The organism is Roseimicrobium gellanilyticum (assembly GCF_003315205.1).
GTDB lineage: Bacteria > Verrucomicrobiota > Verrucomicrobiia > Verrucomicrobiales > Verrucomicrobiaceae > Roseimicrobium > Roseimicrobium gellanilyticum.
Map to the genome: position 1 here is coordinate 395,169 of NZ_QNRR01000002.1, position 22,157 is coordinate 417,325.

A 22,157-nucleotide genomic window follows, 5' to 3' on the forward strand; every position below is an offset into this window, starting at 1 on the left:
CATTTCAGGTAGATTTTAGGCACCATTTTTGAGGTGCAAAAAATCGCACGCTTCCGAATGTCAGACACCGCTTCTCTCCGCTCGTCGTTCCTCCGGAACGCCGCCGCCTCTCTCGCGAGCTTGATGGTCCTTGGCTCCACGGCACTGCCTGCTGCGCCAGTGTCTTGGGACAATGATGGGATATTGGGAATGTGGTCAGATCCTCTCAACTGGAGCACTGATACGCTGCCACTCGCGGGCGATGATTTGACCTTCGGCCTGGGCTCGGATGTTCTCATCCATCTGGATGGCAATCGCACTCTGGGATTCAACACCTTCACCTTCGATACGGGAGGGACTATCAGCTTGGGCGCGGCGGGCACCAACAACGTACTGGCCTTCTCCGCAACGTCGCCCAACCTGATAGTCGATGCGGGCACGACACTGAACCTGAATGCAATCATCACGGGTGCGCTCAGCATTTCCGGAGGCGGTACCGTGGTGATGAACAATTTCTTCACCCAAACCGGAAACATCACCGTGGATGGAGCGGGCACAACATTGAAGTATGTGCACCGCAGTCCGCTCAGTCACGGTACGGGTGGTCTCTCAACCGTCCGCAGTGACTGGCCCACTCTTGGTCCCATTGGCGGTACGGTTGAGGTCATCACTCTTACCAATGGAGGCGAACTGTTGCTAGTGGGGCCGGGGCACAATCCGGACGGTTCCACCAAGAACATTGTTCTGGGTACAGGTGGTGGCGCGATCAACGTCCGCAATGGAATGCTCAATCTGGATGACGGCAGCCAGATTGGTGGCACGGGCCAGCTTATCAAGCGCGGGGCTGGCCGGCTGGTTCTGTCGACCCAGGCCTATGCGCTCGCGGGCGGCTCCAAGGTGGAGGCTGGCTTTCTCGAGGTGAACAACGCAGGTTCCTTTGCCACCACGGCAACGCATGTGGTGGACGGAGGCGTATTTGGCATTGGCACCGGAACTACTGCGTTGACCATTGTTCATGGTGGGATAACCCTGAATACAGGAGGCGCCTTGGGCGTCTCGGGAGCGGACCATGTGTTTGGCTCTGGGTCGGCCGCGTCTGTCATCACTCTGAACGGTGGCACCATCCTGGCGGCAGACTATGCAGACGGCAGGACTGCGCGACTTCCACGCTTCAACAGCTACCTGCAAGGTTCTGGGACGGTGCAGATTGTCGGGGGAAATGGCGGAAATCATCGCGTGGTGTTGCAGCGAGGTGATGCCCTCCAATCGACATTCTCGGGTCGTTTTGTCCTGAACGACTTCACCGCGATTGAAAACAACCCTGGCAATGCCTCGGGCACCGGGCGTGGTAATGGCCTGGGTAGTGCGACTGTCGAGTTCAAAGGGGTGAATGCCATTCTGGATCTCCGCGATGACGGTGCTGGCAGCAATACCAGCCTGACGGACTACAGCGGCATCAAGCTTGATTTCACCGGCACGCAGAAAGGCAGCATCTACAGCCTTGCTGCGAACCGCACAGGCTCCGGCAGCACCAATACCGGAAACAGTTTCCAACTCGGCTCGCTCTCCATTGGTGACCACTATCTTGATGTCAATGCGGCCAACTCATACCAGCTCGCGATCAATGGTCCGATCACCATCAAGGGAAGTGCGGTCATCGCCACCCGGGCCAACGGCTCCACCAACGGTGGCCTGCTCTTGAACAGCAATGTCGCTGAAAATGCAGCGGGGCGCACCCTCACAAAGATTGGGGCCAATACGAGTGCCACCAACACGTCCCAGCTCTCCGTGGCGGCACAGCTTCAGGTGAGCAATGTGAATGTTGTCCAAGGTACGCTTAACCTTCAGGGGGTGAATGGCTCGATTGGTCTGGGAGCGGTGAGCGGCGCCACCACCATTACGATTTCAAGCAGTGGTGTGCTGCGTCTCGACGACTCCGCAGCCGTAGCCTCAGGACAGCGAGTCGATGCCGGTGCTCTTGTGGTGATGAAGGGGGGTACAATCTCCCTCCAGTCCAATGTGGCGGCTGCTACCAACAGTGACCAGACGATTGAAAACCTGACGGTATCGGGTGGCCTGGTGACCTTTGATGCCACGCGGAACAATGCAGGTGCGCGCTCTGTGTTGCAGCTCGGTGGCACCACCACCTGGTCCCGGGCCGCCAATGCGGGAGTGAACTTCACCGGAACCAGTCTGGGGCTGGCAGGTAACTCAGGTCGCATCCTGATCAATGGCCAGGCGGCGGGCTTCATGGGCGGCTGGGCCACGGTGGGCGGGACGGAATTCGCGAAGTACGATACATCAAGCGACAGTGGCTATGCCCTGGGTGTGACGTCCCTGGTCGCTGCGGATTATTCCATCGATCCGCTCGCGGCAGGTTATACCACCGGGGTGAACGTAAAGTTCACGAACAACGCCACTCCAGTTGCGCTTACAACGAGTTCCACGGTGAACTCGCTCAACTTCCAGCTCGCTGCTGGAATGGCTTCTGCCACTGATACTATCACGTTGGGTGGAGCCGCGAATCTATTGAGAGTGGAGAGTGGCGGCATTCTCTTTTCCGGAGGAAACAACGCCTTCATCGATCACAACACCCTGGCTGCCAACAAGGGGCAGATCACTGCCGGAGCGGTGACAGATACTGCTGCGACGCTCTACATCACGATCAATGGAACAGCCACTTCCAACAGTCTCGACATTGGCGCTCGCATCGTGAACAACGGGACCGGAGCACTCACCCTCGTGAAAAATGGCACGGGCGATCTGCGTCTCACCAACACCAATACCGCAGCCACCAACAACAGCTTCACCGGTGGATTGTTCATCAATCAGGGGCGTGTGATCGTCTATGCCACGACGGGTGGCATCGCTCCGGTACTTTCCAGCGATGTGACGCTCACGGGCGGTGGCCTGGAGTTCCACACGAACAACCTCACAGGCACGATCAATACTGGTCGCAATATCAACGTTACCGGCAATGGCAGCCAGCTTGGCCTGGACAACAACACGGCTGCGACCAATGCTAACGGTTCCAATCAGAACGTGAATGTCACCTTTGGCACACTCACGCTGAATGCACCTTACTCGGGCGATAATGCGCCCACCCTCAGCTTTGGAGGGTTCGATAGCGTGGACGCCACGTTCTCGACGATGAACATTTCAAATTCCCCTGTGATCCACATGCTGTCGGGCAGGGACAACAACTCCTCGATGAGGGCAATCAGCGTTACCGGGTCCGGTGGGTTTACCATGACCCAGGCCGATACCACCTTTGATACCTCCACCTCGGCGATTCTGTATCTGGGCAACGGATCCGGTGACAATGTGGCGAATACCTACACAGGCGACATCATTGTCCGTGGGGGGCGTCTGGTAATCGACAAGGGAGTCAATGTGACCGCCATCACCGGTGATCTGATCATTGCCGGTGGTACGGTAAGCTGGGCTGCCCAAGGGCGGGGCAACAACTTCGCCGCCAACAGCAAGGTATATCTGCTGAGTGGCAGGCTTGGTCAGACGGACGAGGCCACCACCAATGGGGCCACCAATGACTACGACGGGTACGTGCCGGAACTCATCATGAAGGGCGGCACGCTGAACACGGGCCGGCGAACTTTTACGGTGAACAAGGCTACCATCTCCGGGGGCACAGTGGAGGTGCAGGGCGTTTCCGGTACTGCAGCCACGCTCACCCTCAACACCACGGAGCTCCTGCATGGTGCACCCAATATCAACTTGAGAGGGGACGCCAGTGCGGACCTCACTGTTCTGGAATTGGGCGGCACCTATTTCAAGACTTCTGGCCAGAGCATTGTTCTGACCACGGCGGCCGGTAACTTCAGTGCAGGTTCGGAGGTCCGGATCCTCACGGATGTCCAGGTCACCCCGGATCCCTTTGCAGCAAACAGCTACTCGTCGGGTATCTCCATCACTGCAGGACGCGAGCTCATGGTGAACCATCGCATTGATTTTGGTGGTGGCATCCGGGATTTCGATATCGGTGATGGTGCTTACTACACCATTGTTCCCTACATGGTGAATGGCGGGCTTACCAAGTCCGGACTCGGTACGCTCATTCTCGGCTCTTATCTCAATGAGAGCTCCTACGCGGAAAATGTCACCGTGAATGCGGGTACGCTGATCATCCGCAACAGCTCCAGCCTGGGGGCGGCAGCAGGTGGGACGACGGTCGAGTCTGGAGCAACTCTGGAGGCGGAATCTGGTGTGGTGATTGCGGACAATCTCACGCTGGCGGGATTTGGTGCGGCGGACAAGATGGGTGCCCTTGTTTCCTATCGGAGTGCGAATCGTTTTACGGGCTCAGTCACTCTCACCGGGGATGCTGCTATTTCCACCATGGCGACATCGCTGGCTTTTGATAGCGCGGTGGCTCCCACCGGTCTTTCGCCGTACTACTCGCTCTCGGAGCTTCGCATCGCTGGAGCCGTGGGCGGTACAGGCACTCTCCACCTGCGTGGTGAAGGATATGGCTTCCTGGATGGTGGTGTCACTACTGCTGGCGGATTGGTGAAGGATGGCTCTGGATACTGGACGCTTGCCGGTGCCAGTACTTATACCGGGTTCACGGACATCACGGCCGGTGTGCTGAGGACTTCCACAACGCTCGGTAATAATGCCCAGGGCACGAGAGTCCTTGGCGGCGCAAGCCTCGTCTTTACCGGAAACGTCAGCTACGGTGCGGAAGCCCTGGAGTTGCACGGGACTGGTCATCCCAGTCAGGACGGAGTTTTGGTCAATGCTTCCGGCAACAATTCTCTCTCAGGGTTGGTGACCTTGGTGACTGACGCGCAGAACAGCACGGTCATCGTCAATTCGGCATCTGGCAGTCTGTCCCTCACAGGAGGTGTATCGAGTGCTACCAATGCGAACTTGGTGCTCAGTGGCGATGGTTCGGGCCTTATCTCTGGGGGTATTGCTATTGGAAGCGGAACCTTGACCAAGAACGGAACTGGTACCTGGACTCTTGATGGTGCAGTGGCGAGCACCTTCACTGGAGCAACTACGGTGAATGCGGGCACGTTGGTGGTGAATACCGCGGTCAGTCAGCTCGCCGACGGGGCAGCGCTCAATCTTGCCGGTGGCGGACTTTCTCTTGTGGGGAATGGCACGGAAACGGTGACAGGTCTGAACCTTCTCGCTGGTGGCGCCGAAATCGATCTCGGTGCAGCCACGTTGAACGCTGGCGCCCTCAGCCGCACGGCAGGCGCCACGGTGAACTTCGCCGCTGCGGGGAACATCACGACCTCGGCGGTAAACACGAATGGCATCCTCGGGGCTTATGCCACAGTGGGTGGTATCAACTGGGCCAGTGTGAGTGGAGGCGTGGTCTCTGCGTTCAGCAGCTACGTCACTCTCTATGAGGATACCGGGATTACCGGTGCGGGTGTTTCCCAGACGACGGCTCCCACGGCGACCCTTGCCACCGTGGATAATATTCTCATCAATCTGACGCAGCAGAACTTCACTACGACCGGCGTCTCGGCAAACAGCCTGAAGATCAATGGCGCCACCACGCGTGGTATTGGGCAGAAGAACACGGGGCTCACCATTGGCAGTGGTGGTATTCTCTACACGGGCGGTGCCTCGGACACTACGGGCCTTGCCGGTACGACTGGCACGCTCACTGCCGGTGGTGGCGAATTGTTCTTCCACGTCAATGGTGGCACGCTCGATGTGAACATGATCGTGGCCGGGACCAATGGCATCACCAAGGATGGCAGTGGCACACTGATCCTGAATGGAGGCAACACCTTCACCGGAAATATTGCCGTCAATGAGGGCACGCTGGCCATTGTGGGGCCGGGAGGTACCGCGGATCCCACCGCGTTGGGTGCGGCGGGCGCGCGCACGGTTACTCTGAACGGAGGCACCTTCTCTGTCATTGCCGGGGCGTATGACCCGGGTGCAAATACCAAGGCCTTTGTCATAGGGCCGGATGGCGGCACCTTGCATGTGGGCGGTGGAGACGCCGTGCTCCCCCAATCCCTTCTGTCCGGGGTGATGACACTCAATGATGCCAGCCAGCTTTCCGGCACGGGCACGCTCATCAAGACCGGCAGTGGTCGTCTCATCCTGGGCACCCAGACATTTGCTTTCTCTGGCGACGTGATTGTGCGTGAAGGTATACTTGTCACCCAGGCGGAAAACGTCCTGGGAGGTCGCCTGGCCAATCAAACCATCACGGTTGAGGATGGCGCCATGCTGCAGCATGGCATTGTGAATTTCGACGGCTCGCTCGTCATGAAGGATGGTTCCTATCTTATGGGCAGGGGCAATGGTACGACTCACTTCCTCAATGGGCAGGTCTCGATGGATGGAACGGTGGGAACCTATCTGTACAACGCGGAGAACTTCGGGCAGTCGATCAACCTCGTGCTCAACAACAGAGTGACCCTCACTGCGGGTTCCACCTGGAATATCTATGGCCGCAGCAATGCCAACTTTGTCTCCCTCAATGGGCCGAATGACATTGCTGGCTCCATCAAGTTGCACACCAATGCGACACTCATCGCGAACTATGCCGGCTCACTTGGCAATGCGACCAACCGCGCCAACGTCGAGCTCGCAGGGGCCAACTCGCGCCTGGTGCTGAAGGAAAATACGACGGCGGACTTTAACATCAACCTGACGGCCTCGGCCAACTCCACGCTGGAGCTGCGCTTTGGTGGCGCCTACTCGAACCACTTTTTCAGCATCAACAACCTTACCATTGCTGATGATCGGTTCTTCACTCTCGGGGGCGCCAATGGTGAGCAGCTTGTGGTTGCAGGAACGACCAACTTCCAGGGGGATGCATTCTTCGTTACCAACCTGAATGCGGTCCTACGCAATGTGGTGGGCAATGGCGGGACTATCGGCAAACAAGGTAGTGCAACCTCCACCCTCTATCTTACCGGCGCATCCGACTTCGGGGGCGGCGTGTACAAGCAGTACAGTGGCAATACTCAACTCGTGCAGAGCGGGGTGATGTCCAACCTCTCCAGCCTTGTGATCAAAGGGGGGCGTTTCAGCATCGACAATACCCAGGGAGGATTTGCCCTGAACCGGTTGCCGGATGCCACGTCAGTCACCATGTATGGTGGTGAGCTTTACTCCAGTGGCAATGAAACCATTGGCAATCTCACCGTATGGGGAAGCACGAACATTCACGTGTCTCTTGCGACGGATACGCCAGGTACGCTGACTGCTCCTTCTGTCCTTCGTATTGGTGGGACCATCCAGGCCAGTCGCAAACTCGGCGGCACGATTGACTTCCGCGCGGACTCCGGTGGGGGACTTGGCAGCACTGGAGCGAATCCCCGCATCGTCTTCACGGGTGAGGTGGCGACGCTTGGTTTCCTGGGCGGTGGATTTACCAACGGCAATGACTGGGTGCAGTACAATGCCTCGGTCGACGGCGGTAGCCCACGAGGCATTGTAGCCTTCAATAGCTATACGACCAATCCACTCGTGACTGCCTGGGGGGTGGGAACGCATGCCAATTTTGATTCGAGCAGTGCTGTGACATACACCCTCGATACGCACCGCTCTCTCCTGAGTTTGCGTTTCAATGCAGGGGGCACGCGGACCATCGACCTGGACGCATTTAATCTCACGATTGTCAGTGGAGGCATTCTGGTGCCGAACACGGGCTCGGCCATCAGTTATGTCATTGGCGGTTCCACTGCGGATACCGGCATCCTCACCGCCGGTACGGCAGGGGATGGGATTGCCGATGAGCTCTTCATTCATACAGTCAATGGCAACAACAACGTGACGATCAACGCGGGCATCGCGGACAACACCGCCAACGGAACGGTGCTGACGCCGGATTCCCTGAGCGTGATCAAGGATCAAGGCGGGGTGCTGCTGTTGCTGAACAACAACAACAGTTTCACGGGAGGCCTTTATGTGAACGAGGGTACGGTGCAGTCCAACAATGCTGCAGGTGCGTTTGGACAGGCGGGCTCAGATATCATCCTGCAGGGAGGGACGCTGAATGTCCGTCATGACGGTGACGGCACCACGGCGGCCCAGGTCATCTTCTTTGACCAGGACTTGTTCTTCCGTGCAGACAGCACGGTGAGTGCGGACCGTGTTGGCACCACCGCCACCACCAAGACCATACGGTTCAATGGCATGTCGATTGATGACGCCATTGCCACATTCACCAATGCCAACAGCTTTGCTTATCTCATCAACAACGGCGGCACTTTTTCCAATGCCAGCGCGCTGAACAATACTGCGAATGTGACCATCCGCGGTGGCGTGAGCAAGAGTGGGACGTTCGTGAAAAGCGGAGCAGGAACGCTGGAACTGGGCACCCCGGACCTCTTGGACAACACGCCGAATACCTTCACTGGCGAGACCATCATCAATGCTGGCGCCGTGGATCTGAAGAAGACCGCTGGCACGACCGCGATCGGAGGGAATGTGACTCTCAACGGTGGCTCGCTGAACTCCTACGCTGCCAACCTGATGGATGATGCCACCAACATCACGGTGAACAACGGCACGGTCGACTTCCGCAACAACAGCGATGTCATTGGCTCCGTGACGGTGAATGGCGGTGTATTCCGTACCAGCAGCGTAGCGGTCGTCACTGCCAGTACGGTGGTCATCTCCGGTGACCTCACGGTGAACTCCGTGACCCAGAACAACTCCGTGCTTGCTGACAGTGGCACCACACTGCAGGTGAACGGCCTCACCCGTGTGCGCGGATTGGGGCGCATTGAAACTGGAGCGTCAGGTACGTTCCAGGCAGGTGGAGGCCTTGAGCTCTCGGAGGGGGCATCTATTCGCGTATCCAACGGCGCGAGCGTCTCGAACTTGAATCTCGGTGGCACGGTCACCTCGCTCGCCAGCGACTTTGTGAACGTCATCAGCGGGGACAATGACTCGGACTCGTTCTTCAACCTTGCGTTGGACAACGATACCGCCACCACGGGTACGGTGGGCACGGTGACGCGTGACTTCGTGGTGCAGGATGGTGCCGCGGAAGACGATCTTTTTGTGAACGTCCGTATGCGCAACAGCAATCCGGGAGGTGTCCTGACCACGGCAGGAGATGGTACGGTGGGCTTCCGCAAGCTGGGTGCAGGCTCCATGGTCATCAGCGGTACCCAGAGCAATCTTTTCACGGGCGCCGTGTTTGTGGATGCCGGACGTTTGGATTTGAGAAAGGATGTAGGTGTCAACGCCATCACGGGCAGTGCGTTGAATATCGCAGCCGGCGCTACCGTGCGTCAGCTCGCCTCGAACCAGATTATCGATGCCGCCACGCTGGAGGTGAACGGCACCTATAATCTGGACTACGGCAATGCCAGCGAGACAGTGGCCGGGATTTCTGGAACGGAAGCCAATGCGCAGATCCTGCTCGGTCCTGGCAGTACCCTCACCACCACGACCGGTGCGGGAGTGGTGACGTACGCCGGCCACATTTACGGAACGGGCGCCAGCACTGGTGCCACGACCACTGGTGGTGTGGTGAAGGGCGGAGCGGGTGCGTGGCAGCTCACGGGCAGCAGCGAGTTCTCCGGGAACCTGGTGGTGAATGCGGGTGAACTTTCCATGGCTGGAACTCTCAAGGGAAACACCACCTATGTGAAGACGGGAGCGACTCTCTCCGGTACCGGCACGATGGCAAATGTATTGCTGGAGGGGGGCTCCACGTTGAAGCCTGGTGCGGTGAATGATGGGGCCAATACGGCTGTTGGCACGCTTCGCATTGCGGGCGACTTGAATGCGGCGACCACGTCCACCATCCGGATGCAACTCCAGTCTGCCACCACCACGACCGACTTCGGGGGAAATGCGATAGGGTCCGCGGGTTACGTGAGCTTCCTCACCAATGAAGCCAATACGAATGCTGCGTGGAAGAGCCAGGTGACGGGCACCATGGACCATCTCTCGATTGAAGGCTATCTCGGCAACAACGGGGACGTGACCATTGTGAGTGGAACACAGTTCACCATCAATGCGCTGGGCGGATACATGGGCACCTACGGAGATGTGTTCAATCTGATCGACTGGACCGGCATCATGACGAGCACCGGCTGGTTGAATGGAGGAGACATTCGTGGTGGTGGCGACCTCGGTGATCTGGACCTTCCCACTCTTACCCTGGGGCTCGATTGGGATACGCGGTTGTTCGCCTCGCACGGCATACTTCTTGTGGTGCCTGAGCCATCGCGGGCGCTGCTGCTGCTTGGCGGTCTTGGATTTGCGGTTTCGCGCCGCCGCCGGAAGCAGCGTTAATCAAACTCGGAAACGCGTATGCAGCCAAACAAAAACCGCGGCAGGGGAACTGCTGCGGTTTTTTTGCTTTCAGAGCCAGCTTATCTGTTGCCTGCCTCTGTACCCCGGCCACAAGGGCCAGCTCAATCACACGAGTCCGGGCAGCAAACCAGTGCTGTCGCCAAAGCGATCCGTCTTCACGCCTCCAGCCTGCAGCATGGAGAGGAAGAGATTGCACAGGGGCGTGTCTTTTCCGTAGACGTGGTGCTGGCCGGTCTTGATGCCGCCGCCGTTGCCGGCGAGAAGAATGGGAAGGTTCTTCGGATTGTGGCTGTTCCCATCCCTAAGGCTGGAGCCAAACATCACCAGGCTGTTGTCCAGCAGGTTGCCTTCACCTTCCTTGATGGACTTCATCCGGTCCAGCATGTAGGCGAACTGCTCTGAGTGCCAGATGTTGATCTTCTCGTACTGGGCGAGCTTCTCCTCCTTGCTCTCGTGGTGGGAGCTTTCGTGGTGACCAAGCTTCACATCCGGAAGGAAGGAGAAATTCTTTCCACTGACCGCCCAGCCAAACATGAAGGACGCGGCCCGGGTGCTGTCACTCCAGAAGGAGAGCGTGATGAGATCCATCATCAGGCGCGAATGCTCCGTGTGATCCAGGCGCAAGCGACCGCCGGGGTCAGCCTTCACGCCATTCATGGCCTTGGAAATGCGCTCATCGAGTTTCGCGATTTCTGCTTTCGCGGCCGGATCGAGATTCTCTCCGGTCGCCACACGTGCGATGTCCGCCTCGATACGGCGCTCTACACTGCGGATGCTTTCCAAATACTCATCCAGCTTCTGCTGGTCTTCCTGGCCCACGGTGGAGCGCAGCGCCTTGGCATCAGCGAGCACGAGGTCCAGCACGCTCTTGTTCTCCATGGCGGAGGCACGGCGCTGGTCGGCGTTTTCACGGAACAGGCGGTCGAAGACAAAACGGGGATTGATCTCCGGGGGCAGGGGAGAGGTGGGGGTACGCCAGGCGATGTGTGAACCGTAGAGCTGTGTGTAGTTCACATTGAAATCGACACCGCTATGAATCGGCTCCGTGCCGAGCTCGAGGGAGGCAAAGCGCGTGGCATGGCCGACCTGCTGGGCGTAGAATTGGTCCACGCTCACGCCGCAACGCAGGTCCTTGCCGGTGGTCTTGGCAATCTTCGTGCCTGTCAGCCAGTTCGCCGTCTTGGCATAGTGGCCATCACCTTCGCGGCAGTTCATGTGGCCCAGCTCGGTGAGCACGTTCATGTTGCCGCGATGACGCTCCAGGGGTTGGAGAATGGGGGAGAGCTTGTAGTCCGCGCCCGTGCCTTCGGGCGTCCAGCGATCCTGGCGCACGCCATTGGGCATGAAAATGAAGGCCATGCGCACGGGGGCCTTTGCCGAGGAAGCTGCACGCACCGTGCTGGGGCTCATGGCATTCAGAAACGGCAGCGCAATGGTCGCGCCCAAGCCACGCAGTACGCGGCGACGGGAAATGGGACCTCTGGGAATGATGAAAGACGGCATTTCGGGGGTGAGAATACTACGGACCCGGTGCGGTGATTGTTGCGCAGGGAGCACGCATTGAGCCAGAAATCCAAGACTGCGCTTGGCTGGCCTTGCACGTGGGGATTTTTTGCAGGCGGAGATTAAACCTTGGCGCTTCAGCTGCCCCGGAGGAACCGAATCTCCCGGCGCAGATCTTCCAGCTCATTCATGAGGGTGGTCATCGCGCGAAGCCCGGCGAGATTCATGCCGTACTGCAACCGCAGTTGTTCAACGTGCCGCAACCGCAGAATGGCGTCATCGTCAAAGATCCAGCCATCCTCATCGGGCTCACCGACAGGCGAGATGATGCCGTGGCGGCAGTACACGGCAATCGTGTGCCTCGGCGTACCGGTGATCTCCGACACCGTTTCAATCGCATAGAACTCATGCGCCGATGCGGAATGAGGCTCGGTGAAGTCAGGCATGATGGAAGTCGGGTTGGTAGTTCCTGGTGCGCTGTGCGCGGTTCGCAGTTCGCTGTAACGCTGCAAAGTCATCCTTGCCTCGGCCGGAAATGCGATGCCTTGGCCAGGGCCTCCCAATGAGCGCGCTCATCTTCAGTGATGGATGTGGGCAATTGCACATTCGTCACCACATAGAGGTCACCTCGCTCGCCGGTGCGACCCTTGGGCAGGCCGCGGCCTCGCAGCCGGAGTTGCTGGCCATTCTGGGTGCCGGCAGGAATGCGCAGCTTCAGCTTGTTGCCATCCAGGCTCGGTATCTCCACTTCGCTGCCCAGCACGGCCTCCCACGGCGCAAGGTCAAGGTCGTGGTAGAGGTCGGACTCTTTGGGCCGGAACTCCGGGTGCGCTGCGAGCCGGATGCGCAGGAAAAGATCGCCCGGCTCGCCTCCATTGAAACCGGGACCGCCTTTGCCGGGCACTCGAATGCGCCGTCCCTCGCTGGCGCCTGCAGGGATGCGCACGGTGAACTCATGCGCCTCCGCTTTGCCCGTGGCCGGATCAACAGTTTGTAGCGAAATGGGCCGCATGGTGCCATCCATGGCCTCCTGTAGCGTGACGAGAATGTCCCCCTCCACATCGCGACCGCGGTGGGGCTGGTTTGCGGCGGCGTGGAAGAATCCCTCTTCCTCGTCCATCCCACCTCCAAAGCCATAGACTCCACCACCGGCACTCGCGCCACCGCCGAAGAACTGCTCAAAGAAGTCGCTGAAGCCCGTGCCTCCAAAGTGGAACTCCCGTGCCTGCGTCCCACTCGCACTGCGGGCACCCCCACGCGCGTTGCCGGTCCATCCCGGGGGTGGGTGGAATCCACCTTCCTGATTCCAGTTCGGTCCGAGGGTGTCGTATTTCTTCCGGTTGTCAGGGTCTCCGAGAACCTCGTACGCTTCATTGATCTCCTTGAAGCGTTCCTCGGCAGCCTCCTTGTCCTTGGCGACATCGGGATGGTGCTCACGGGCCAGCTTGCGGAAGGCCTTCTTGATGTCCGCCTCGCTGGCATCGCGTGGCACACCCAGTGTTGTGTAGTAATCCTTGAACTCTACAGCCATGGCGGGAAAGCAATGATATCAAAGCAAGATACGCCGGGTACGCAATAGACGACCGCACCTGGCTTCAAGGTTCGCAATTCATGCGTAGGGCGGGCGCCGGGATTCTGAATCTTTTGCTACCGCTTTTCCAGAGTTTTTATGATACACTCACCGTCGGAAGCGGCTCTGCCAACGCTGGCATGCTCCCTGCATCGTTCCGTCCACATCACCACAACCCTTAACCCACATTCCAGCCATGTCTGCACTTGCCAATGACTACCAGAGCTGCGAGTTGATCAATCTTGGGTATGATGCAGATGGGCGCGGTCCTTATGTCATCCGTCAGGAGGGGTATCCTCCGAATACGATGACTTTTGAGGTAGACCGTTACTACCTGCGTCGGGATGGTACCTGGCTCATCAATCTTGCCATGTTTGCCCTGCCGGAGAATGAGAAGGAGGACTTTGTCTATGAAAGCGTCGAGGCAGTGATTACGCTTTTGGAGGGGCTGACCGGAGATCCCACCGTGGACTATCACCTGCCCGCTGACAAGACCCTGGCTGAATTGCAAGTGGCTGCGGAGTCGCATTTCACCGGGTTGTGGGGTCGCATTCACCAGCGGCGTGAATCAGACGCTCCGGGGTTGTGAAGGGCCTGCGTTCGACTCCTGGTGTAGGGCGTGCCATGGCCAGGTTGCTCTTTGAACCAGGATGCGCGAAATCTGACATCGGCACCCGATGTTCGGCTTGGTAGAGGTGCCCGTCTCGAACAGATAATGCGGAAGAGTGCTGCTTGTTGCGGTGCTGCCACCCATGCAAGTCGATGACGAGCATCGATACGCATGAGCCATTCATCTGTCACCGCTCATGTCCCGTGTCGATCCCAATTCTCGTCTGGCCGCGCTTCTCGTGCCTGTGTTTGCCATGCGACGTCATGGAGATCATGGCATTGGAGATACCGAGGCCGCAAAGGAGACCATTGCCTTTTGCGCGGCACATCAAATCGCAGTGCTCCAGATTTTGCCCATTCACGAGACGGTAGGTGATCACAGTCCTTATAATCCCATCAGTTCCCGTGCGCTGTCACCGGCTCTGCTGACCCTTTCAGAAGGAGCCGTGCCCGGCATGTCGGCTGCCATTCTGGCGGAGAAATCACCTGAATCCTGGCTGGCGCAGCTCCGTGCCGGGCCGGTGAAGCACACTGCGGTGCATGCCCTGAAGCTGGAGTGCCTCCTCGCTGCGTGGCAGGCCTTTTCACATGCGAGCCAGTCACACGCACAGATGAGCGAGTTCGTGGCGTTTGAGGAGACGCATGCCTCGTGGTTGCCGGCATACACATTGTTCCGGTTGCTTATCGAGGAAAATCATGGGAACACTCATTGGCAGGACTGGAGGCCAGAGCACTGGAGTCAAGCCGCTGCGGAAACATGGCTCGCAGCCCACTCCGATCGGGAACGTATGGAGAGCCAGCGACGCGGATTCGCCTTCATCCAGTGGGTGGCCTGGCGGCAATGGAGGGATGTGAAGTCTTTTGCCGACGAGCATGGTGTGAAGCTGCTTGGCGAAATGTCATTCGGCGTTTCAAAGTCGAGTGCGGATGCGTGGGCCAATCCGGATCTCTTTGATGTGAACTGGAGCATGGGCACGCGGCCTGTGGTTTACTTTGATACAAACAAGGACTCGGAGCGCCTTGGGCAGAACTGGGGCCTGCCTCCCTATCGGTGGGAGAATCACCGCTCACGTGGCTTTGAGTGGCTGCGCGGTCGCATCGAGAGCGAGCGGGAGTTCTTTCACTTCTGCCGTCTCGATCACCTGCGAGGGTACTTCCGTGCTTACATGTTTCCGTGGTCGGGTGGCGCGAAGCATTCGGAATTCGCAAAGCTGACGGACGCGGAGATCTTGGAACAAACGGGTGGACTCTCTCCGCGGTTCCTGCCGGGGCCGGATGAAGATCCCACGACGGCCGCCATGAATGATCTGCAGGGGAGAGAAATCATCTCCGTGATGCAGGAGGCTGCAGGTGATATGGGACTCTATGCGGAGATCATGGGAGCCATGCCGGACTACATGCGCAAGGCAATCGATGATCTCGGTGTGGCGAACCTCACCTTTCCACTTCTGGAGCGGCAGGAGGATCGAACACTGCTGCCGGTGGAAGCCTATCGGAAGCTCAGCCTTGTTTCCTATGCGAACCATGACCACGCACCGCTGGCGGCGCAGTACAGCAGGCTGATCAAAATGGCTGTAGAAGAGCCGGAGTCGAATGAGGCAAAGGATCTCACGGAGATGCTCAAGCTCGCCGCTTGGCAGGGCGATACACCTCATGAATTGAATGCCGGGCTCCTGGAGGGGATGCAGCGAGCACTGTTCGCCACGCCGTGTGTGCTGGCAGGCCTGATGTCCAGCGATCTGCTTGGTATTCCGCAGCGGTTCAATCTTCCTGGCACCTTTGGCGCGGACACTTGGAATGAGCGCCTGGAGCACTCATGGTCGGAGTACGAGGTGCACCCGGTCTACGGTTCCCGCATCAAGAAGGCGGAGGAACTCATCGTGGAATCGGGGCGCGCAGCAAGGAGGTAGGCGATGACAAGGAGAGTGTCCTCCGTGCCTTTGGCTTCTTTCATCCCAGCAGTGACTGTCCGCCGTCCACGTAGATTTCCGTGCCAGTGACGTGGGAAGAAGCATCGCTGGCGAGAAACCACACAACGGACGCTACTTGCTCCGCGGTGCCGGATTTTCCGTGGGTGAGGGGAATGGTGCTGTGGCCGGCCCAATCCGGAAGTTTCTCCGGCTCGAGTCCGCGCTTCTTTGCGGAGTCATCGATGTTCGTGGTGATGGCACCCGGGCAGATGACGTTCACGCGGACATGATGCTCGGCCCATTCCAGCGAGAGCATCTTGGTGAGCGCCACCTGCGCGGCCTTGGTGCATGAGTAGGCCGTGGCGCCCAGATTGCTGAAGATGCGTGTGCCATTGATGGAGGAGGTGATGATCACCGAACCGCCGCGTTCCTTCAGCAGTGGTGCGGCATGTTTCAGTGTCAGGTAGGTGCCCTTGAGATTGATGGAAACGGTATCCTCCCATTCCTTCTCTTTGATCTTCTCGATTGGGGCCCACACCCCGTTGATGCCCGCGTTGGCGACGACGATGTCCAGCCGTTTCCATTTCTCCTTCAGCCGGTACATCATGCCACTTATATCGGCCTCGCTTGAGACATCCGCCATGAAGCACTCCGCCACACCGCCCTCCTCGCGAATCTCGGCTTCGGTCTGCTTCAATTCACTCTCTGTTCTGCCAGCAAGCCCGACAAAGGCTCCGGCCTCTGCCAGCATGAGCGCCGCAGCCTTGCCAATGCCGGAACCTGCGCCCGTGACCAGAGCCACACGGTCACGCAGAGAATCGTGAGGAACGCTCGTCTGGAGTTTATTGGAGGGCATTGCGGAATGGGAGGGTTCAGGGTCTCAATCCAGATTCGCTGCCGGCCGGAACCGTGCGTCCCTGTCGTGCGCCACACTTCAACTGGAGGCCTGAAAGACGAGTTTCGTCACGCCGCCCTGGCCGTCGGCTCCCTGCATTTTGGTTGCAAAATCGGATGACAAGACGTCTTGGGACGATATTCTTGCCCTCCACGACGCCTTCCAAAGGAGGCGACTTCCTTGGGGATATAGCTCAGTTGGTAGAGCGTCTCGTTCGCAATGAGAAGGTCAGGGGTTCGAATCCCCTTATCTCCACCAAGTCACCGGTTTGTGGGCTACCTCCGCCTCCGCGCATCCCACCACACGGCTGCCAGGATGACGCCGCCTTTGATCATGTACTGGAGGGAGAAATGGACGCCGGCCTGATTGAGGCCCTTGTCGAGAATGCCGATGATGATGGCCCCAAGGAGGGTGCCGGTCATGGTGCCACGTCCACCTTTCAGGCTGGCTCCGCCGACCACGGCGGCGGCGATGGCATTGAGCTCAAATCCCTGGCCGGAGGCAGGCTCGGCTCCATACAGCTGGGAAGCGTGTATCATGCCTGCAGTGGCCGTGAGCAATGCAGCAAGGATGTACACAGTTATCTCACACCTTGATACTGGAATGCCGGAATAGAGAGCCGCGAGACGGTTGTCTCCAATCGCGTAGAGATGCCTGCCGAAGACGGTGAAGTGAAGCATCGCTGCGGTGAGAAGATACACTGACAGCAGGATGAGCACCGGCATGGGAATGGTATCGAAGAGTCGGCCATTCCCGATGAAAAGAAACGTCTCCTGTGAGCCCGGCAGGCTGAGGGGGCGGCCTTCATTGAATCGTAGCGCGAGACCGCGAGCCACCAGCATGGTGCCCAACGTCACAATGAAGGCGGGCATTTGAGTCCTGGACACGGCGACGCCATGAAACAAACCGAAGAGTGATGCGACCGCGAGACCCGCGAGCATGGCAGGAAACACGTTCCAGCCGAGACCGATGGCCGAGCCATCGGGTGCAGTGGTGTTGACCATGCAGTAGGTGGTGACGGTTCCTACCAACGCCACCAGGGCTCCCACTGACAGATCGATGCCCCCGATGAGAATCACCAGCGTCATTCCAAAGGCGAGGATGGAATTCACGCCAATCTGCTGGGCAAGATCCAGAAGGTTGCTGGTGCTGGTGAAGTTTGGGACGAATGTCCCGAAGATCGCGAGAAGGATGGCAGTGGCCACGAGCAGCGTGAACTGCTGGCGGAGGAAGGCGTTCATGAAGGCGATACTGAGGGGCTGAGTGGAGATGATGCGGTCCTATTTCAGAAACTCCCCGGCATTCTCCTTCGTCACTGACTTCACAGGAATGCGGATGTCCTTCTCAATGGCATTGCCTGCGAGATGCTCGTAAGCTTTCTCTGCTGCCACCCGTCCAATCTCCTTGGGGAACTGTGCCGAGGTGGAGTGAATCTTGCCCTCCTTGATGGCGGCGGCAGCTTCACGTGAGCCGTCCACGGTGACAATCGTGACTTGGGCAGTCTTGCCCGCGGCTTCGATGGCGGAGAATGCACCGAGTGCGCAGGGATCATTGATGGGGAACACGGCATCAAGGTCCGGATAGCGGCCGAGTAGGTCGCGCATCACGGGGCGTCCGCCTTCGATGGAGCCCTTGCCCTCCTGAGTATCCAGCAAAGTCATGCCGGGATGCTTCGCCATCACTTCCTTGAAACCTGCCACGCGGTCGATGCAGGACTTGGCGGTCGACAGGTGCAGGATGACGACCTTGGCATTGGGCTTCACCTTGGCGAGTTCTTCGCAAGCAAGGCGACCGGCGCCGATGTTGTCACTGATGACCTGGCAGAGCACGAGCTCCGCATCGCTCACATCTGTGTCCACCACGATGATGGGTACGCCTTTGCGCTTCGCCTCGATGAGACTGCCGCGGATGCCCTCCCAGTTCACCGGATTCAGGAAGATGGCAGCCGGATTCTGCTGCAGGACATCGGAGAGATCGTTCTTCTGCTTCAGGCTGTTGAACTGCGAGTCGAGGGTGACGAGGCGATCTCCCTTCGACTCCACCACCTTCTTGAGACCTTCATTGAGGTCCACGAAGAAGGGATTGTTCATTGTCATGAAGGAAGCCGCAAACAGGCGGCCTTTCCCGCCACCGCTGCCGCTATCACCAGACGGGGCACCGGGTTTGTCGCCGGAGGGCGAGCAGGCTGCAAGCAGCGAGAGGGCAGCCAGGGGAAGGATGAGGAGGTGGCGGCGTTTCATGGCGGAGGGACAGCGGACGCGTGCCCTTTGTATCGGAAAGCATGCAGCCCTGACCATCAAAAACGCGGGAGTGGGGGCGAAACTCGCGGCGAGCAGGCGGTTCGAGGTCGCAAAAAAACGGCACTGCCGGTGAAGGCAGTGCCGCTTGAGTGGTGAATTAGAACCTCAGTTCAATTCAACCGAAGGAACCAACTTAGGCAGTCGGGACTTCGGCGATGGTCTTGAGAATGCGGGAGGCAATCTGGTAGGGGTCGCCCTGGCTGTTCGGACGGCGGTCTTCGAGGTAGCCCTTGTAGCCGCTGTTCACGAAGCTGTGGGGGATACGGATGGAGGATCCGCGGTCGGCGATGCCGTAGGTGAACTTGTCGATGGACTGCGTTTCGTGCAGGCCGGTCAGACGCAGATGGTTGTCCGGACCATAGACGGCGATATGCTCGTCCATGTTCTTCTGGAAGGCGCCCATGAGCTTCTCGAAGTACTCCTTGCCGCCCTTCGTACGCATGTATTCGGTGGAGAAGTTGGAGTGCATGCCGGAGCCGTTCCAGTCGCCACGAATGGGCTTGCAGTGGTACTCAACGTCCACGCAATACTTTTCACACAGGCGGTTCAGGAGGTAGCGAGCCATCCACACGTCGTCAGCGGCCTTCTTGGAGCCCTTGCCGAAGACCTGGAATTCCCACTGGCCCTTGGCCACTTCGGCGTTGATGCCTTCGTGGTTGATGCCGGCGTCAAGGCAGAGGTCGAGGTGCTCTTCCACAATCTGGCGGGCGATGTCACCCACGTACTTGTAGCCCACACCCGTGTAGTACGGGCCCTGGGGAGCGGGATAGCCTTCTTCCGGGAAGCCGAGGGGACGGCCGTCCTGGTAAAGGAAGTACTCCTGCTCGAAGCCGAACCAGGTGCCTTCGTCATCAAGGATGGTGGCGCGATGGTTGGAGGGGTGGGGGGTCGTGCCGTCCGGCATCATGACCTCGCACATCACGAGCACGCCGTTCTTACGGGTCGTGTCGGGATACACCGCTACGGGCTTGAGCACGCAGTCAGAGCTGCGGCCTTCGGCCTGTTGGGTGGAGCTGCCGTCGAAACCCCAGAGAGGCAGCTCTTCAAGTTTCGGAAAGCTGGCGAATTCCTTGATTTGGGTCTTGCCGCGGAGATTGGGCACAGGAGTGTAACCGTCGAGCCAGATATATTCCAATTTGTACTTGGCCATGGATGGGATGCTTTAGGGTGTTAGGGTTGGTCTCGTATTTGAACTGAATGCGGGCAATTCACCAGTTTGGAAGCGTTTTCAAGGCTGCCCTTGTTAGTGTTTGCGTTACGCACGGATAAAGCATTTAGCGTGCCATGTGCAATTTAAAAATTCATCCTGAGACCATCTTTTTGGGCGCAACGCGGGATCATTCCCAGACACGCTGAAAAGATGCATCCACTTTGCGTATTGCCATCATTCCGTGCGGGTGGGAAACTGCCGACCGATGCAGGAGGTGAAAGACACGGTCAGGGCCATGGTGCGAATCGGGTACGACGGGCGCGTGCACAAGACGTTCCGCGGCCACAACGCGAAGGGGCGCTTTGAGAACGAGGTGCGGGTGCTGAAATACCTGGAGGAAAAGGGGTGCGACTTCGTGCCCAAGGTGCTCGAAGCAGACCCGGAAACGCTGAAGCTGGTGACCACCAACTGCGGAGCCCGTGTGGAGCACATGTCCGAGGAGAAGATGAAGGAGGTCTTCGGGAAGCTGGAGCAGTATGGCGTGCGCCATGAGGATGCCTTCCTGCGGAACATCACCTACAATGCCCGGCAAGGACGCTTTTGCGTGATTGACTTCGAGTTCGCCACCCTCCTAGATGAGCAGCCGCCTTCGCAAGAGGCCACGCTTCCCGCTCCCGCAGCATGACCGAGACAGATCCTGATTCCTCATCCGCACTCACTCCCGCTCCTGAGCCTGGTCCCCAGGCTACGCACCTGCACTGGTCTGGCATGACGCACAAGGGCCGCATCCGGCCCAACAATGAGGACGCGTTTCTGGCGCTCACGTTCGATGCTCGTGAAGTGCGCTTCCTGGGGAAGATTGGTGATGGATCACTGGCCGAGTCGGACTATATCTTTGCCGTGAGTGATGGCATGGGCGGCGCGGCTTCAGGTGAGTTCGCCAGCCGCATTGCGGTGGATAAGATCACGCGTCTGCTTCCTCGCAGCTTCAAGTTCTCCGCCCAGCGCATGGTGCCGGGCTTTGAGGATATCCTGGATACGCTCATTGATAGCATTCATGACGACCTTACGCGCATGAGTCGTGGCTATGCCGAATGCGCTGGCATGGGGGCGACACTGAGTCTGGGGTGGTTCACCCCGGAGTGGATGTACTTTGCCCATCTGGGCGACAGCCGCATCTACTATCTGCCGAAGGAGGGAGGTGGCATGACGCAGGTCACGCATGACCACTCGCACGTGGGCTGGTTGCGTCGCACCGGAAAGATCAACGAGCGCGAGCAGCGCACGCATCCACGGAAGAATGTGCTGCAGCAGGCACTCGGCGCTGGTCACCAGATCTTGAATCCTCACATCGGAGCCGTGAAGTGCGAGGTGGGGGACAAGTTTCTCTTTTGTACGGATGGGCTCACCGACGGGCTCTGGGATCGTGCCATCCGTGATTTGTTGCTGACGCCTTCACTGGCCGATACGGCGAAGCCCCCGGCACAACGGCTGGTGGAGGCATCGCTGGCAGAGTCAGGCCGAGATAACATCACGGCGGTGGTGGTGGAGGTGAGGTAGGCAAAGTCGGTCGATACGAAAGCCAACCACGCAGTCAGGTGTGGTTGCATCAGTCGCACCATCACTATGGTTGGCTGATATACTCATGGATTGCAGAAGCAACCTCTGCCGTCAAAGTCGATACCGCTACGACATGACCATCCTTCTCAAGTCTGGAAATGCAGAGTCGGATTGCAGCATCGAGCCGGGACGACAAATATTGGCGAAGCTCTAAATCCGAGAGAGGCTGCCAGCATTCTACCGGGATCTGGATATCAATAGTGATATACCGCTGCTTCTTCGCGAATCTCAGTCGTGTAAGCGCTTCTCGTCCGAATTTATGAAGCGAACCATCGACGCGCAGGACAATGCCAAACTCGTCGATCGCGTCACAGTGAGAACTTGTTACATGACGCGCGAGGCA

General features: G+C 58.6%; 12 protein-coding genes and 1 tRNA gene. 6 read left to right on the forward strand and 7 right to left on the reverse strand.

What is annotated here, in order from left to right; all coding sequences use genetic code 11:
• Positions 1-189 precede the first annotated feature (189 nt).
• Positions 190-10,236, forward strand: a complete 10,047-nt coding sequence (locus tag DES53_RS06990) for a beta strand repeat-containing protein (protein ID WP_211325472.1) — start codon at positions 190-192, stop codon at positions 10,234-10,236.
• 126 nt (positions 10,237-10,362) lie between these two features.
• Here the strand turns inward: DES53_RS06990 and DES53_RS06995 are convergent, their stop codons facing one another.
• The 3 genes from DES53_RS06995 to DES53_RS07005 all read right to left on the reverse strand — a co-directional run bounded on the left by DES53_RS06995 (position 10,363) and on the right by DES53_RS07005 (position 13,291).
• The gene (locus DES53_RS06995; RefSeq protein WP_113957519.1) at positions 10,363-11,760 is read right to left on the reverse strand and encodes a DUF1552 domain-containing protein; all 1,398 of its coding nucleotides are present in this window, start codon (positions 11,758-11,760) and stop codon (positions 10,363-10,365) included.
• Between the two features lie 137 nt (positions 11,761-11,897).
• A complete protein-coding gene (locus DES53_RS07000) occupies positions 11,898-12,206 on the reverse strand; it encodes a chaperone modulator CbpM (RefSeq protein WP_170156920.1) in 309 nt (102 codons plus the stop codon).
• Positions 12,207-12,274: 68 nt separating this feature from the next.
• On the reverse strand, positions 12,275-13,291 hold the full coding sequence (locus DES53_RS07005) for a DnaJ C-terminal domain-containing protein (RefSeq protein WP_113957521.1): 1,017 nt from the start codon (positions 13,289-13,291) through the stop codon (positions 12,275-12,277).
• A 235-nt stretch (positions 13,292-13,526) separates the two neighbouring features.
• On the opposite strand from DES53_RS07005, the gene DES53_RS07010 reads away from it, so the two are divergent.
• Together DES53_RS07010 and DES53_RS07015 are read left to right on the forward strand one after the other, a co-directional pair.
• Positions 13,527-13,919 carry a hypothetical protein gene (locus DES53_RS07010; protein ID WP_113957522.1) on the forward strand — a complete coding sequence of 131 codons (393 nt, stop codon included), beginning with the start codon at positions 13,527-13,529 and terminating at the stop codon, positions 13,917-13,919.
• A 217-nt stretch (positions 13,920-14,136) separates the two neighbouring features.
• Entirely contained in the window at positions 14,137-15,849 is a 1,713-nt protein-coding gene (locus DES53_RS07015) for a 4-alpha-glucanotransferase (RefSeq protein WP_113957523.1), read from the forward strand.
• Between the two features lie 40 nt (positions 15,850-15,889).
• Here the strand turns inward: DES53_RS07015 and DES53_RS07020 are convergent, their stop codons facing one another.
• Positions 15,890-16,705 (reverse strand): SDR family oxidoreductase, encoded by an 816-nt coding sequence (locus tag DES53_RS07020; protein WP_113957524.1) that lies wholly within the window; start codon positions 16,703-16,705, stop codon positions 15,890-15,892.
• 221 nt (positions 16,706-16,926) lie between these two features.
• Between DES53_RS07020 and DES53_RS07025 the strand changes: the two genes are divergently transcribed.
• Positions 16,927-17,002: transfer RNA gene (locus DES53_RS07025), tRNA-Ala, on the forward strand.
• A gap of 17 nt (positions 17,003-17,019) precedes the next feature.
• Here DES53_RS07025 and DES53_RS07030 read toward each other — a convergent pair.
• From DES53_RS07030 to DES53_RS07040, 3 genes are all read right to left on the reverse strand, one after another.
• Positions 17,020-17,985: an ABC transporter permease gene (locus DES53_RS07030; protein ID WP_113957525.1), complete on the reverse strand. Its 966-nt coding sequence runs from the start codon at positions 17,983-17,985 to the stop codon at positions 17,020-17,022.
• Positions 17,986-18,024: 39 nt separating this feature from the next.
• The gene (locus tag DES53_RS07035) at positions 18,025-18,984 is read right to left on the reverse strand and encodes a sugar ABC transporter substrate-binding protein (RefSeq protein ID WP_113957526.1); all 960 of its coding nucleotides are present in this window, start codon (positions 18,982-18,984) and stop codon (positions 18,025-18,027) included.
• Between the two features lie 193 nt (positions 18,985-19,177).
• Positions 19,178-20,194, reverse strand: a complete 1,017-nt coding sequence (locus DES53_RS07040; RefSeq protein WP_113957527.1) for a glutamine synthetase beta-grasp domain-containing protein — start codon at positions 20,192-20,194, stop codon at positions 19,178-19,180.
• 265 nt (positions 20,195-20,459) lie between these two features.
• Between DES53_RS07040 and DES53_RS07045 the strand changes: the two genes are divergently transcribed.
• Positions 20,460-20,879 (forward strand): BUD32 family EKC/KEOPS complex subunit, encoded by a 420-nt coding sequence (locus DES53_RS07045; RefSeq protein WP_113957528.1) that lies wholly within the window; start codon positions 20,460-20,462, stop codon positions 20,877-20,879.
• Positions 20,876-21,754 carry a PP2C family protein-serine/threonine phosphatase gene (locus tag DES53_RS07050; RefSeq protein WP_113957529.1) on the forward strand — a complete coding sequence of 293 codons (879 nt, stop codon included), beginning with the start codon at positions 20,876-20,878 and terminating at the stop codon, positions 21,752-21,754. The genes DES53_RS07045 and DES53_RS07050 overlap by 4 nt, the downstream gene beginning before the upstream one ends.
• The last annotated feature ends 403 nt before the right edge of the window (positions 21,755-22,157 follow it).